General features: G+C 72.4%; 14 protein-coding genes and 1 tRNA gene. 13 read left to right on the top strand and 2 right to left on the bottom strand.

All coding sequences use genetic code 11. The features are described from left to right. Positions 1-25: 25 nt before the first annotated feature. A complete protein-coding gene (gene acs, locus J8G10_RS14005) occupies positions 26-1,990 on the bottom strand; it encodes an acetate--CoA ligase (RefSeq protein ID WP_251446053.1) in 1,965 nt (654 codons plus the stop codon). 443 nt (positions 1,991-2,433) lie between these two features. On the opposite strand from acs, the gene J8G10_RS14010 reads away from it, so the two are divergent. The 12 genes from J8G10_RS14010 to J8G10_RS14065 all read left to right on the top strand — a co-directional run bounded on the left by J8G10_RS14010 (position 2,434) and on the right by J8G10_RS14065 (position 13,329). Further along, the gene (locus J8G10_RS14010) at positions 2,434-3,423 is read left to right on the top strand and encodes a TadA family conjugal transfer-associated ATPase (protein ID WP_251446056.1); all 990 of its coding nucleotides are present in this window, start codon (positions 2,434-2,436) and stop codon (positions 3,421-3,423) included. Then, positions 3,417-4,394: a type II secretion system F family protein gene (locus J8G10_RS14015; RefSeq protein ID WP_251446059.1), complete on the top strand. Its 978-nt coding sequence runs from the start codon at positions 3,417-3,419 to the stop codon at positions 4,392-4,394. Before J8G10_RS14010 ends, J8G10_RS14015 begins: the two co-directional genes overlap by 7 nt. A 79-nt stretch (positions 4,395-4,473) precedes the next feature. Then, positions 4,474-4,695 (top strand): DUF4244 domain-containing protein, encoded by a 222-nt coding sequence (locus tag J8G10_RS14020; protein ID WP_251446062.1) that lies wholly within the window; start codon positions 4,474-4,476, stop codon positions 4,693-4,695. Then, on the top strand, positions 4,692-5,090 hold the full coding sequence (locus J8G10_RS14025) for a TadE family type IV pilus minor pilin (RefSeq protein ID WP_251446065.1): 399 nt from the start codon (positions 4,692-4,694) through the stop codon (positions 5,088-5,090). The genes J8G10_RS14020 and J8G10_RS14025 overlap by 4 nt, the downstream gene beginning before the upstream one ends. Then, the gene (locus J8G10_RS14030) at positions 5,090-5,431 is read left to right on the top strand and encodes a helicase (protein ID WP_251446068.1); all 342 of its coding nucleotides are present in this window, start codon (positions 5,090-5,092) and stop codon (positions 5,429-5,431) included. Before J8G10_RS14025 ends, J8G10_RS14030 begins: the two co-directional genes overlap by 1 nt. Positions 5,432-5,651: 220 nt before the next feature. Next, complete coding sequence (gene topA / locus J8G10_RS14035; RefSeq protein ID WP_251446071.1) at positions 5,652-8,492, top strand: type I DNA topoisomerase; 2,841 nt, start codon at positions 5,652-5,654, stop codon at positions 8,490-8,492. Further along, complete coding sequence (gene tmk, locus J8G10_RS14040) at positions 8,489-9,115, top strand: dTMP kinase (protein ID WP_251446074.1); 627 nt, start codon at positions 8,489-8,491, stop codon at positions 9,113-9,115. The genes topA and tmk overlap by 4 nt, the downstream gene beginning before the upstream one ends. Positions 9,116-9,228: 113 nt before the next feature. Continuing rightward, a complete protein-coding gene (locus tag J8G10_RS14045; protein ID WP_251446076.1) occupies positions 9,229-10,383 on the top strand; it encodes a DNA polymerase III subunit delta' in 1,155 nt (384 codons plus the stop codon). Beyond that, positions 10,380-11,936, top strand: a complete 1,557-nt coding sequence (locus tag J8G10_RS14050; RefSeq protein WP_251446079.1) for an alpha/beta hydrolase — start codon at positions 10,380-10,382, stop codon at positions 11,934-11,936. Before J8G10_RS14045 ends, J8G10_RS14050 begins: the two co-directional genes overlap by 4 nt. Before the next feature lie 128 nt (positions 11,937-12,064). Further along, positions 12,065-12,140 (top strand) — tRNA-Thr (locus J8G10_RS14055). Positions 12,141-12,193: 53 nt separating this feature from the next. After that, on the top strand, positions 12,194-12,787 hold the full coding sequence (locus J8G10_RS14060) for an isochorismatase family protein (RefSeq protein ID WP_251446082.1): 594 nt from the start codon (positions 12,194-12,196) through the stop codon (positions 12,785-12,787). Further along, complete coding sequence (locus J8G10_RS14065) at positions 12,784-13,329, top strand: DUF1697 domain-containing protein (protein WP_251446085.1); 546 nt, start codon at positions 12,784-12,786, stop codon at positions 13,327-13,329. Before J8G10_RS14060 ends, J8G10_RS14065 begins: the two co-directional genes overlap by 4 nt. A 59-nt stretch (positions 13,330-13,388) precedes the next feature. On the opposite strand, the gene J8G10_RS14070 is transcribed toward J8G10_RS14065, so the two are convergent. After that, complete coding sequence (locus tag J8G10_RS14070) at positions 13,389-13,634, bottom strand: hypothetical protein (protein WP_251446087.1); 246 nt, start codon at positions 13,632-13,634, stop codon at positions 13,389-13,391. Positions 13,635-13,659: 25 nt separating this feature from the next. Here J8G10_RS14070 and J8G10_RS14075 point away from each other — a divergent pair, with 25 nt between their 5' ends. Then, positions 13,660-14,178: a CGNR zinc finger domain-containing protein gene (locus J8G10_RS14075; RefSeq protein WP_251446089.1), complete on the top strand. Its 519-nt coding sequence runs from the start codon at positions 13,660-13,662 to the stop codon at positions 14,176-14,178. Positions 14,179-14,214: the final 36 nt, after the last annotated feature.

A 14,214-nucleotide genomic window follows, 5' to 3' on the forward strand; every position in this document is an offset into this window, starting at 1 on the left:
GTATCGGCCCTGCGGCCGCCCTCGGCTACTTCACCTGCGCCGAGATGGTCGACATCACCATCGTGTCGGCGAGGGTCGTCGTGTCGCCGACCTCGCGGCCCTCGGCCACGTCGCGGAGCAGCCGGCGCATGATCTTCCCGGAGCGGGTCTTGGGCAGCTCGCCGACGATGTAGACGTCGCGCGGACGGGCGATCGGGCCGATCTGCTCGCCGACCCAGCCGCGCAGCAGCTGCGCGAGTCCCTCGGGGGAGTGCACCCGGATGTAGCTCTCCTTGATGATCACGAACGCGACGACGGCCTGACCCGTGGTCTCGTCGGAGGCCCCGACCACGGCGGCCTCCGCCGTCGCCTCGTGGGCGACCAGGGCGGACTCGATCTCCGCGGTGGACAGGCGGTGTCCGGAGACGTTCATCACGTCGTCGACGCGGCCGAGCAGCCACAGATCGCCGTCCTCGTCGAAGCGCGCGCCGTCGCCCGCGAAGTAGTAGCCCTGCTTCTCGAACTTCTCCCAGTAGGTCTCCTTGAACCGCTCCGGGTCGCCCCAGATGCCGCGCAGCATGCTCGGCCACGGCTCGGTGATCGCCAGGAGCCCGCCGCCGCCGACGCCCACGGGGGTTCCGTCGTCATCGACCACATCGATCGAGATGCCCGGCAGCGGCACCTGCGCCGAGCCCGGCTTGGTCGCGGTGATCCCGGGGAGCGGGGAGACCATGATGGCGCCCGTCTCGGTCTGCCACCAGGTGTCGACGATGGGCGTGTGCCCGCCGCCGATGACGTCGCGGTACCAGATCCAGGCTTCGGGGTTGATCGGCTCTCCGACGGAGCCGAGCAGGCGCAGGGAGGTCAGGTCGTACTGGTTCGGGATCTCGCGCCCCAGCTTCATGAAGGAGCGGATCGCGGTCGGCGCGGTGTAGAGGATGGTCACGCCGTACTTCTGGATGATGTCCCACCAGCGCCCCTGCTGCGGGGTCTCCGGCGTGCCCTCGTACATGACCTGGGTGGCGCCGTTCGCGAGCGGGCCGTAGGCCACGTACGAGTGCCCGGTGACCCAGCCGATGTCGGCGGTGCACCAGTAGACGTCCGTCTCCGGCTTCAGGTCGAAGACGACGCGGTGCGTGTAGGACGCCTGGGTGAGGTAGCCGCCGGACGTGTGCAGGATGCCCTTGGGCTTCCCGGTGGTGCCGGAGGTGTAGAGGATGAACAGCGGGTTCTCCGCCGGGAACGCCTGCGCCTCGTGCGCGTTCGAGGCGCCTCCGACGACGTCGTGGTACCAGAGGTCGCGCTCGTCGTCCCAGTCGATCTCGTTCTCGCAGCGCTTGACCACGATGACGTGCTCGACCGTGTTCTGCTCGCCCTCGCCGCGGTCGGCGAGGGCCTGGTCGACGGTCGGCTTGAGCGCGGAGGCCTTGCCCTTGCGGTAGCCGCCGTCGGCGGTGATGACGACCTTCGCGCCCGCGTCGTCGATCCGCGAGCGCAGGCTGTCGGCGCTGAAGCCGCCGAAGACGACGGAGTGGATCGCGCCGATGCGGGCCACCGCGAGCATGGAGGCGACGGCTTCGGGGATCATCGGCAGGTAGATGGCGACGCGGTCGCCGTGCCCGACGCCGAGGCCCTCGAGCACGTTCGCCAGGCGCTTGACCTCGTCGGTGAGCTCGGCGTAGGTGATGCGGCGCTCGTCTCCGGGCTCGCCTTCCCACAGCAGCGCCACGCGGTCGCCGTTGCCGGCTTCCACATGACGGTCGAGGCAGTTGTACGCGACGTTGAGCTCACCGTCGGCGAACCACTTCGCGAACGGCGGCGTGGTCCAGTCCAGCACCTGCGTGAAGGGCGTGTGCCAGTGCAGCTCGCGGGCCTGCTTCGCCCAGAACGCCTCGCGATCGGTGGCCGCTTCGGAGTAGATCTCCGGCTGCGCGACGGCGGCGGCCGCGAACTCCGGGGAGGGCGGGAACACACGGGTCTCGTCGAAGACGTGATCGATCTGGCTGCTCATGTGAGGGGGCGCTCCTTTGCGGCGGGGATGGGCCGCGGCCTCGCCGCGACAGGGGCGAATCTAGCCGCGCCCATCGCCTGACAATACCGCCGGAAGTCGGTAGTGCCGGTCGTTTTGTTCGGTCTCTTTTCAGACGTACACTGTCCGACGGCCGATCATTCGATTCCGGCTTTCCCGCGGCAGCGACGGTCCCCCTCCGTCCACCGCGGCCGGGCGGCATCCCATTCCCCCCGTGGGATGCCGCCCTTCTTCCTGCCGTGTCTGCTGCCGTGCCCGGCGTGCTTCCCCGGGCGGGACTCGTGCGTCCCGGTGCGCGCCCCTGGCCTCCGTGCTCCGACGCCGTTCCGACGTGCTGCTCCTGCACAGCCGGGGCGGGGAGGGACTTGTGCACGGGATGTGCTCGGGCGTCTCGGCCGCCCGAGCCGGGTGCCTAGCGTCGGGACATGGCCTCGCCTTTCGTGATCGTCCCCCGCGGTCCCGCCGACTCCCCGGAGCGGCTCGACCTGGATCCCGCCTTCGGCGACCTCGCGGTCCACGCCGCCGATCCGCGGGTGACCGACCTCCTCCTCAACGGAGCGGGCGGGTTGTTCGCCGACCGAGGCGCGGGTGTCGAACCGGTGCCCGGGTGGACCGCGTCCGAACGCGAGGTGCGCGAGCTCGCCGTGCGCCTGGTCGCCCTCGGCGGCCGGCACCTCGACGATCAGGCCCCGTGCGTGGACGTGCGGCTCGCCTCGGGGGTGCGCGTGCACGCGGTGCTCGCCCCGGTCGCGACCAGGGGCACCGCGGTCTCGGTGCGCATCCCGCGGGTGCGGGCGGCGGATCTCGACGACCTGGCACGTCTGGGGGCGATCGACGCGGCGCAGCGCGGCTGGCTGGAGCGCATCGTCGTCGCACGGAGGAACGTGCTGATCACCGGAGGCACCGGTACCGGCAAGACCACGTTGCTCGCGGCACTGCTGGCGCACGTGCCGCCGCGTGAGCGGATCGTCACCATCGAGGACGTCGCAGAGCTGCGCCCGAGGCACCCGCACCACGTCTCGCTCGAAGCCCGGCAGCCGAACCTGGAGGGCGTGGGGGCGATCAGCGTCGCGCGCCTCGTGCGCGAGTCGCTGCGGATGCGGCCGGACCGCCTCGTCGTCGGCGAATGCCGCGGGGAGGAGATCCGCGATCTGCTGACGGCGCTGAACACCGGGCACGACGGCGGCGCGGGGACGCTGCACGCGAGCGGGCTCGCCGATGTGCCGGCGCGGCTGGAGGCGCTCGGAGCGCTGGCCGGCATGGACCCTCCTGCGCTGGCCCGTCAGGCCGTGAGCGCGTTCGCCTCCGTGCTGCACCTGGTGCGGGCCAGCGGCGGAGAGCGACGGCTCGCACAGGTGGGGGAGCTGCGTCTGGACGGCGAGCATCTGGGCATCGAGGAGGTGCGGCCGTGGTGAGGGCGGTTCCCTCCGCGCGACGTCCGGCGCAGCTCCGGGCCCCGCGCGATCCGGCTCGGCGCCCTCGGCTGCGGGGCAGGGGCTCCCGCGTCCGCGAGGCCGAGGTCGCCGAGGCCGTCCGCACGCTGGCCGTGCTGCTGCAGGCGGGTGCGGCGCCCCTCGCCGCCTGGCACCACCTCGCCGAGAGCGGATCCGCCGTCGCCGTCGGCGTGGTCGCCGAGACCGTCGAGCACGGCCGGCCCCTGGTCGAGGCGATCCGCGAGGGCGGCGGAGTCTGGCGGGTCGTCGCGGCGGCCTGGGGGATCGCGGGCACCGTCGGGGCGCCGCTCGGCGAGGTGCTGCGCGCGATCGCCGCAGCGCTCGAGGGCGCGGGGGAGATCCGGGACGAGGTGGCGGTCGCGCTGGCCGAGCCTGCCGGCACCGCCCGTCTGATGCTGTGGCTGCCGCTCGTGGGGCTGCTCCTCGGCGGCGCGCTCGGGTTCGATACGACGACGGTGCTCCTCACCCGGCCCGCCGGGTGGATCTGCCTCGCGGCGGGTCTCGGCCTCCTGCTGCTCGCCCGCGGGTGGACCAGGGCGCTGGTCCGACGCGCGGCTCCGCCGGCCGGGATCCCGGGGATCCGCGCCGAACTGCTCGTCGTCGCACTCGCCGGCGGGACCGCGATCCCGCGAGCCCGTGCCCTGGTCGAGCAGGAGCTGGCGGAGGGGGAGGATGCGGCGACGGCCGAGGAGGCGATCGAGCGGATCCTCCGTCTGTCCGTCGCCGCGGGCGTTCCGGCCGTGGAGCTGCTGCGCGCCGAAGCCGATCGTGCACGCAGGGAAGCCCGCACCGCGGGGCGCACCGGGGCCGCGCGGCTGAGCTCGCGCCTGCTGCTCCCGCTCGGCATCTGCACCCTGCCGGCGTTCCTGCTCCTCGGCGTCGCGCCCCTGATCCTCAGCGTGCTGTCGACGACGCCGCTGCCGTTCGCTTGAGCAGGGCGGCGGCGACCGGGTGCCGATCCGACGGGACGAAGAAACCCACGGAAGAAGAGAGAAGAGAGAAGGAAGAAACATGATCCAGAAGCACCAGCGCGGCTCGAGTGCCCTCCCGCCGCTGACCCGCCGCCGGGCCGCCGGGCTGTTCGGCGACGACACCGGAGCTGCGACCGCGGAGTACGCCATCGCCACGATGGCGGCCGTCGCGTTCGCGAGCCTCCTCGTGGTCATCATGCGCAGCGACGAGGTGCGCGGCATCCTCACCGATCTCGTGCGTCGTGCGCTGACGGTGCAATGAGAGCCCGGACCCCGATCGGCCGCGGTGCCGGCCGCGATCGCCCCGGTGCACGGGGTGGCGCGCGCGACCGGGAGCGCGGCTCGGCGACGGCCGAGCTCGCCGTGGCGCTGCCGATCGTCGTCCTCATCCTGCTGCTCGGCGTCGGCGGCCTCGGCGCCGGAATGCGGATGGTCGCGCTGCAGGACGCCGTGGCCGACGCGGCCCGCCTGCTCGGCCGGGGCGACGACGCCGGGGGAGCGGGCGCCGCGGTGACGCGGGCGGATCCGGCAGCGACGTTCGGGGTGCGCCGGTCCGACGAGCTGGTGTGCGTCACCGCCTCGTCCCAGGCGCGCATCCTGGGCGCGGTGACGGTGCCCCTCCGTGCGACGGGGTGCGCGCTCGACGGAGGACGCTGATGGCCGGCTCCGCCCTCGCCGTCGGGGGCATCGCCGTGGCGGCCGCGCTGGGCATCGGCGCCGCGGCGGTGGGCGGCGCGGGCGCGACCTCGCAGCGCGTCGCGGCCGCGGCCGATGCCGCGGCGCTCGCCGCGGCGGACGTGCTGTCCGGGGCGGTCGCGGTGGACTCGGATCCCTGCGCGCTCGCCGCGAGGGTCGCCGAGGCGCACGGCGCCGCGCTGGAGGACTGCCACATCGCCGGCCTCGAGGTCGTCGTGCGCGTCGGCACCGCGTACGCGGGGCTCCCCGCGGCGGCGGGGGCCCGGGCGGGGCCGCCCTCGCCGAGCACGGGGCGGCGATGACCGGCGTCCGCGGCCGGCGGCGCGGCCCGATGCGCGTCTCATGGTCCCCGGCCCTCCGGCAGCGGCGTACGCTGGGTTCCCGGCTGTCGCGGGATCCCGTGCAGGAGAACCCGAACCTCCTGCGGCGACGGCCCATCGTGCTGAGTCCCCTCCTCCGGCGCGGTGTGTATGGTGTGCTTCGACCCCTCGTCAAAGCTCAGGACCCGAAAGGACCGCACCCGTGGCGCAAGGCAAGAAGCTTGTCATCGTCGAGTCCCCGACGAAGATGAGGTCCATCCAGGGCTATCTCGGCGACGGCTTCGAGGTGCTCAGCTCGGTGGGGCACATCCGCGACCTCGCCGACAAGAAGGACATCCCGGCCGCCGACAAGCAGGCGTACGGCAAGTACTCGATCGACGTCGACAACGACTTCGACCCCTACTACGTCGTCTCGGACCGCAAGACCAAGACCGTCGCCGAGCTCAAGCGCGCCTTGAAGACCGCCGACGAGCTCCTGCTCGCCACTGATGAGGACCGCGAGGGCGAGGCCATCGCGTGGCACCTGCTGGAGACCCTGAAGCCGAAGGTCCCCGTCAAGCGGATGGTCTTCCACGAGATCACGAAGGACGCGATCCAGGCCGCCGTCGGCAACACCCGTGAGCTCGACCTCGCGCTCGTCGACGCCCAGGAGACCCGCCGGATCCTGGACCGGCTGTACGGCTGGGACGTGTCGCCCGTGCTCTGGTACAAGGTCAAGTCGGGCCTCTCCGCAGGGCGCGTGCAGTCGGCCGCCACCCGCATGATCGTCGACCGGGAGCGCGAGCGCATGGCGTTCGTGTCGGCCGAGTACTGGGACGTCGACGCCACCGCCGTAGCCGCCACCACTCCGTTCACAGTGCGCCTCGTGCGCCTGGACGGGGGCGCCATCGCCCGCGGCACCGACTTCGACGACAACGGCGCCCTGAAGAAGGCCGTCGTCGTGCTCGACGAGAAGGCGGCGGCCGCGCTCGCCGCAGCCGTGGACGCGGCCGGATCCGGCACCGTGACGAAGGTCGAGGCGAAGCCCGGCACCCGCAGCCCCTACGCGCCCTTCACCACCTCCACGCTGCAGCAGGAGGCGGGCCGCAAGCTCTCGATGAGCGCGAAGCAGGCGATGAGCGTCGCCCAGCGCCTCTACGAGAAGGGCTACATCACCTATATGCGCACCGACTCGGTCGCCCTCAGCACCCAGGCGGTGCAGGCGGCGCGGTCGCAGGCGGTCGCGCTCTACGGCGATGCCGCCGTGCCGCTGAAGCCCCGCGTGTACAAGGGCAAGAGCAAGAACGCGCAGGAGGCGCACGAGGCCATCCGCCCGTCGGGCGAGCAGTTCCGCACGCCGGCATCGGTGTCCGCGCAGCTCGACCGCGAGGAGCAGCGCCTCTACGACCTCATCTGGAAGCGCACGGTCGCCAGCCAGATGTCCGACGCGAAGTACGAGACCACCACGGTCACGCTCGCCGTGGACGCGGACGGCCGCACCGCGGAGTTCACCGCGTCCGGCACGGTGTACACCTTCAAGGGCTTCCTCGAGGCGTACGAGGAGGGCAAGGACGAGCGCCGCAACGCCGCCGATGCGGCCGAGAACCAGTCGCTCCCCGCCGTCGCCGTGGGCGATGTGCTCGGCGTCTCCGAGGCCGACGCCAAGCCGCACCGCACGACGCCCAAGCCGCGCTACACCGAGGCGTCGCTCGTGAAGGCGCTCGAAGAGCACGGCATCGGCCGCCCGTCCACGTTCGCCAGCATCATCGGCACCGTGATCGACCGCGGCTACGCGACCAAGCGCGGACAGGCCCTCGTGCCGACGTGGATGGCGTTCAGCGTGGTCCGGCTGCTCGAGCAGCACTTCGCCGACCTCATCGACTACGACTTCACCGCCGCGCTCGAGGACGACCTCGACGCGATCGCCCGCGGCGAGCAGAAGCGCATCGAGTGGCTGCACTCCTTCTACTTCGGCGACGACACGCAGGTCGGCCTCCGCCAGGTGGTCGACAACCTGGGCGAGATCGACGCGCGGGCGCTCAACGCGACTCCGATCACCGACACCGCCACGCTCCGGTTCGGCAAGTACGGCCCGTACCTCGAGGTCGCCGATCCCGCGCACCCCGACGCGAAACCGCGCATCGTGAACGTCCCCGAGGATCTGGCTCCCGACGAGCTGACGGCGGCGAAGGCCCGGGAGCTCATCGAGGCCCCCGTCGCCGGCGACCGCGTGCTCGGCGAGAACCCGGCCAACGGCAAGGTCGTCGTGGTCAAGGACGGCCGGTTCGGCCCCTACGTCCAGGAGAACGATCCGGTCTCCGACGACGACCAGGTCGATGAGACCACCGGCGAGGTCGTGGAGAAGCCGAAGCCGAAGCGCGGAGCGAAGAAGGAGGCCGCGCCCAAGCCGCGCACCGCCTCCCTGTTCCGCTCGATGTCGGTCGACACGATCGACCTCGACACGGCGCTCAAGCTCCTGGAGCTGCCCCGCGTGGTCGGCGTCGACCCCGCGACCGAGGAGGAGATCACCGCGCAGAACGGCCGCTTCGGGCCGTATCTGAAGAAGGGCGCCGACTCGCGTTCGCTCGAGAACGAGCAGCAGATCTTCGACATCACGCTGGAGCAGGCCCTGGCGGTCTACGCGCAGCCGAAGTACGGCGCGCGCCGCGCGTCGAGCGCGCTCGCCGAGTTCGACGCGGACCCCGTCAGCGGCAAGCCGATCCGGATCCGCGACGGTCGTTTCGGCGCCTACGTCACCGACGGCGAGACCAACGTGACCATCCCGCGGGGCCAGCAGGTGCAGGACATCACCTTCGAGATCGCGGTGCAGATGCTCGCGGACAAGCGGGCCAAGGGGCCGGCGCCGAAGCGCGGATCCCGTGCTGCGGCGGCGAAGAAGGCGCCCGCCAAGAAGGCGCCCGCCAAGACCGCTGCGAAGAAGCCCGCGGCCGCGAAGGCCACGGCCAAGACCGATGCCGAGAAGGCCGCCGCCCGCTCCGCCGCAGCGAAGAAGGCGGCCGCCACGCGCGCCGCCAACGCCGCGAAGAAGCAGGCCGGGGCGTGAGCGCCGCCCGAGGGATCTGGATCACCCTCGAAGGCGGCGACGGCTCGGGCAAGACCACGCAGGCCGCGCTGCTGGAGGCCTGGCTCGAAGCGCAGGGCCGCGACGTGCTGCGCACCCGCGAGCCCGGCGGCTCCGAGGTCGGCGTGCTCATCCGCGACATCGTCCTGCACCACCGCGGCGACATCGCGCCGCGGGCGGAGGCGCTGCTGTACGCCGCCGACCGCGCCCATCACGTCGCCACGGTGGTGCGCCCGGCGCTCGAGCGCGGCGTGGTCGTCATCCAGGACCGCTACCTCGACTCGTCCGTCGCCTACCAGGGGGCCGGCCGCGTGCTGGATGCCGAGGAGGTGCGCGGCCTGTCGCTGTGGGCCGCCGAGGGGGCGCTGCCCGACCTCACCGTGCTGCTCGACCTGGATCCCGCGGACGCCCGTCGTCGGCTCGACTCCGCCGACAAGCCGTTCGACCGGCTCGAGGCCGAGCGCGAGGAGTTCCATCAGCGGGTGCGCGAGGCGTATCTGGCGCTCGCCGAGGCCGAGCCCGAGCGCTTCCTGGTCGTCGACGCTGCGCAGGATCCGACGGCCATCGCGGACGTCGTCCGCGCACGCGTGGCCGCCCTGCTCTGATCCGCGGCTCGGCGGGCAGCACGTCCCCGCGGCTCGGCGGGCGAGCACGCGCGGCGCCGCAGCCGGTCGCGGGCGCACGGTGCATGTCGCCCCTCCCGGTTAGGCTTGACCGCATGCCCGCCACCGTTCCCGCGCCGTTCCCCTGGACCGACGTGTGGGGGCAGGACGCCGCCGTCGCGGCGCTGCGCACCGCGGTCGAGAACCCGGCCGCCATGTCGCATGCCTGGCTGATCACCGGACCTCCGGGGTCGGGCCGCTCGACGCTGGCCACGGCGTTCGCCGCGTCGCTGATCGCCGGCCCCGGCGACGAGCAGACCATGCACCAGGTGCTCGCCGGCACCCACCCCGATGTGACGGTGCTGCGCACCGAGAAGGTGATCATCTCGATCGCCGAGGCCCGCGCCCTCGTCGAGCGCTCGTATTTCGGGCCGTCCAGCGGGCGCTATCGGGTGATCGTCGTCGAGGACGCGGACCGCATGACCGAACGCACCTCGAACGTGCTGCTGAAGGCGCTGGAGGAGCCGCCGGAGCAGACCGTGTGGATCCTGTGCGCCCCGAGCGAGGCGGATCTGCTGCCGACCATCCGCTCGCGCGTGCGGTCGCTGCGCCTGCGCGAGCCCGATGTCGCCTCCGTCGCCGAGCTCATCGTGCGCCGCACGGGCGTCGACCCCGCGGTCGCGGAGCAGGCCGCGCGTCTCGCGCAGCGGCACATCGGCATGGCGCAGCGGCTTGCGACCGATGAATCGGCCCGGGCTCGTCGCGAGCACACCATGCGCGCCGTGCTGGGAGCCAGGGGCGTCAGCGACGCCGTCGAGGTCGCCGGCCAGATCGTGCAGGCGGCGACGGAGGACGCCAAGGCGCTCACGGCCGAACGCGACGACGCCGAGCGGCGCGCGCTGCTGCACACCGTCGGCATCGCCGAGGGCCAGGCCGTCCCCCCGGCCGTGCGCTCGCAGATCAACGCCCTCGAGGAGGAGCAGAAGCAGCGCGCCAAGCGCAGCGTGCGCGACGGGCTCGACCGGGTGCTCACCGACCTGCAGTCGCTGTTCCGCGACGTGGTCATGCTGCAGTTCGGCCGCGACGACGGGCTCATCAACCAGGAGCTCGCCGCCGAGCTCGCCGCCGTCGCCGAGGCCTGGCCGCCGGAGCGCACGCTGGTCGTGCTGGACCACCTCGCCGAGACCCGGGAGTCGCTGGAGCGCAACGTCGCCCCGGCCCTCGCCCTCGAGAGCTTGCTCGTGACCGTCACGAGCGGGAGGAGACCATGAACACGCGTTCCGCTTCGCGACTGCGCCGGATCACCACGGTGGCGGCGGGTGTCGTCGTCGCCGCCCTGGCGCTCACCGGCTGCCTGTACTCGATGATCCCCGCCGGATCCTCGTCAGCCGGGCCGACCGCGACCCCCGACACGTCGGGCGTCTCCGCCGAGCTGATGCCGTTCTACGGGCAGACGCTCCAATGGTCCGCCTGCGGCAGCGGCATGGTCTGCACGACCGTCAAGGCGCCGCTCGACTGGGACGACCCCGGCAAGGGGAGCCTCGATCTCGCCGTGGTGCGCCATCGCGCGACCGGCCACTCCCAGGGATCCCTGCTGACGAACCCCGGCGGGCCGGGGGCGAGCGGACTCGAGCTGATCAAGTCCAGCCTGAGCTTCGCCGTCAGCCCCACGCTGATCAAGAACTACGACGTCATCGGGTTCGACCCGCGCGGTGTCGGGTCCTCCACCGCCGTGAAGTGCCTCGACGCGCCGCAGATGGACGACTACCTCTACTCGATCCGCCCCGGCGCGCGGGGCAGCGACGAGTGGACCGCCGCGCAGAAGACGGCGAACAAGGACTTCGCCGATGCGTGCGAGAAGAACAGCGACGGGATCCTGCCGTACATCACGACCGTGAACTCGGCGCGGGACATGGATCTGCTGCGCGCAGTGCTGGGCGACAAGAAGCTCAACTATCTCGGCTACTCGTACGGCACGTTCCTCGGCGCGACGTACGCCCAGCTGTACCCCGAGCGCGTCGGGCACCTGGTGCTGGACGGCGCGCTCGACCCCGCCGTGTCCAACCTCGACGTCAGCACGACGCAGGCCATCGGGTTCGAGTCCGCGCTGCGCGCGTACATGGCCGAGTGCCTGAAGGGCAAGAAGTGCCCGTTCCAGGGCACCGTCGACGAGGCGATGAGCGACCTCGGCGCGCTGCTGGCGAGCGTCGACCGCTCTCCGCAGAAGAACGCCGACGGGCGCATGCTGGGCGCGGACACGCTGATGACGTCGATCGTCTCGGCGCTGTACTCGCAGGACAGCTGGCCGTACCTGACGCAGTCGCTGACCGCCGTGCTGAAGGGCGACCCGTCGGTGGCCTTCCAGCTCGCCGACTTCTACAACAACCGGGAGAACGGCGCCTACTCCGACAATTCGACGGAGGCGTTCCGGGCCTACAACTGCATGGACTACCCGGTCGAAGACGATCCCGCGGCCAAGGCCGCGTCGGACGCGAAGATCAAGGCCGAGGCCCCCACGATCGCCCCCTACTGGGATGGTCCCGACCCCTGCGAGCAGTGGCCCTATCCGCCGACCGGAAAGCGCGGCGAGATCACCGCGGCAGGATCCGGTCCGATCCTCGTCGTCGGGACCACCAACGACCCCGCGACGCCGTACTCGTGGGCGGAGTCCCTCGCCAAGCAGCTCGAAGGCGGGATCCTCATCACCCGCGTCGGTGAGGGCCACACGGGCTACAACAAGGGCAACTCCTGCGTCGATGACGCGGTGGACGCCTACTTCGTCGACGGCACCGTGCCCGACAAGGCCGGGATCCGCTGCGAGTAGACCGAGGCGCGGCGGGGCCTTGCCGGGCCCGAGCCGCGCCCGGGCGCGCGTGGTTCGCAGCATGCCCGCGGACAGGGTAAGATCGTTGATCGTGCGGTTCGCCCGCATGCGCATCTCTCGGGATGTGCGCCGCCCTAGCTCAGTCGGCAGAGCATTTCACTCGTAATGAAAAGGTCAAGGGTTCGATTCCCTTGGGCGGCTCCACCCGAAACCCCCTCCGCGGAGGGGGTTTCGTCGTTCCGGCGTACGCTCGGGTCATGACCCGTGCGCTGCTGATCGTCGATGTGCAGAACGACTTCACCGAGGGCGGTGCCCTCGCCGTGGCCGGAGGAGATGCCGTCGCGCGCGGCATCACCGGACTGCTGCGCGATCACGCCGCCGACTACGACGTCATCGTGGCCTCGCGGGACTGGCACGATGCCTCGGGGGACAACGGCGGGCACTTCTCCTCCGAACCCGACTTCGTGGACAGCTGGCCCGTGCACTGCGTCGCGGGCACAGCCGGCGCGGACTACGACCCCCTGCTCGATACCGCCGCCGTGACCCACCACGTGTTCAAGGGCCAGGGCCGCCCCGCCTACTCGATGTTCGAGGGCACGACCGAGGCGGGGGAGACGGTCGCCGGGATCCTCTCCTCCCGCGGCGTGCTGACGGCCGACGTCGTGGGCATCGCCACCGACCACTGCGTGCGCGCCTCGGCCGCCGACGCCATCGCGCACGGCGTGCAGGTGCGGATCCTCACGGACCTCGTGGCCGGCGTCGGGGCGGAGTCGAGTGCCGCGGCGCTCGCGGAGCTGGCCCACGCGGGGGCGGAGCTCGTGGAAGGCGCGCACCCGGCGGAGGAGGCATGAGTGCGGGACGCTGCGCTCTGCTCCTCCGCGCCGTCAACGTGAGCGGCGCCAACCGGGTGCCGATGGCCGAGCTGCGGGCGCTCCTGAACGAGCGTGCGGCGTTCGGCGTCGTGACCACCTACATCGCGAGCGGCAACGTCATCTGCGACGCCGCCGCCGACCCGGCGGCGGCCTGTGCCGAGGTGCGATCGCTGATCCATGATGCCTTCGCCGTCGATACTCCGGTGATCCTGCGCACTCATGACGATCTCGTGCGGGCGGTCGACGAGAACCCGTTCCCCGACGCCGCGGAGGACAAGATGCTGCATGCGATGTTCCTCGAGGGGGAGCCCGCGGGTGACGCGGTGGAGGCGCTGACCGGGCGGCTGCAGCCCGGCGAGCGGATCGCCCTGCGCGGGCGGGATCTCTGGATCGACTTCGGCGCCGGGGGAGTTCACTCCAGCAAGCTCACGCGCCCGGTGCTGGATCGCGCCCTCGGCGTCGCCGGCACAGCCCGCAACCTGCGCACCGTGCGCAAGCTCGTCGAACTCACCGCCGGCTGACGGTCACCGTCGGCCCAGGCCACCGCCGGCCTCCGGCCACGGCCGGCTGGCGGTCGGACTCACCGTCCGCTCGTCCTGGGCGCGTCGAGCGCGCGGCTCAGCGCCCGCGGAGCCGCGTCCCCGGACGCCTGCAGATCCACCCGCTGCGCACCGCACCGGAGGCACTGCACGTACAGCAGCGTGCCGTCGGCGGTCCGGTGCCGCGATCGCGTGGTCCAGGCGTGCTCGTGGGCCGGTACCGCGCGGGGCGGATGCGGAGGGGCGAGGGGGAGCGATGCGGTGTCGGCGGAGGATGTGGCGGTCATGGTTCCACGATGATGTAATGCCGTTATGCATCTCAACCCTTACGGCGAGTACGCGGTGCTGATGGCGGCGTCGCTCGCCGACGAGTGGCCGTCCGATCGCGCCGGCATCGAGCGACGCACGCGGGAGTTCGGGATGACGATGGTCTTCCCGGAGGGGCCCGACGATCACGCCGAGACCCGGCGGGTGATCGACGAGTGGCTGCGCGTCGTCGACGCGCCGACCCCCGCGGAGCGCGCGATGCTGCTGAACGCGCAGATGGCGGCGGCGGCGGCCTACCCGCGCCTCACCGACCACGACGGCGAGGGCTGGCACCTGCACTACCGCGACGAGCAGGATGCGCTGCCCCGTGTGCTGCGCGCCGTCATCGCGGTGGGCACGTCGCTGCACCTGGTCACCCGGGGGATGGGGCGCCTCGGCCGCTGCGCGGCGGCGCCGTGCACGAACGTCGTGGTCGACGTCACGCGCAACGGGCGGCAGCGCTACTGCTCGGTGCGCTGCGCCAACCGCGACGCCGTGCGCCGGCATCGGGCCCGGCGCGCCTGAACGTGGCGCCGAGGCCGAGGCCGAGGCCGAAGCCGG

Origin of the sequence: Microbacterium sp. USTB-Y (genome assembly GCF_023703415.1) — a bacterium.
In the GTDB taxonomy this organism is placed as follows: Bacteria; Actinomycetota; Actinomycetes; order Actinomycetales; family Microbacteriaceae; genus Microbacterium.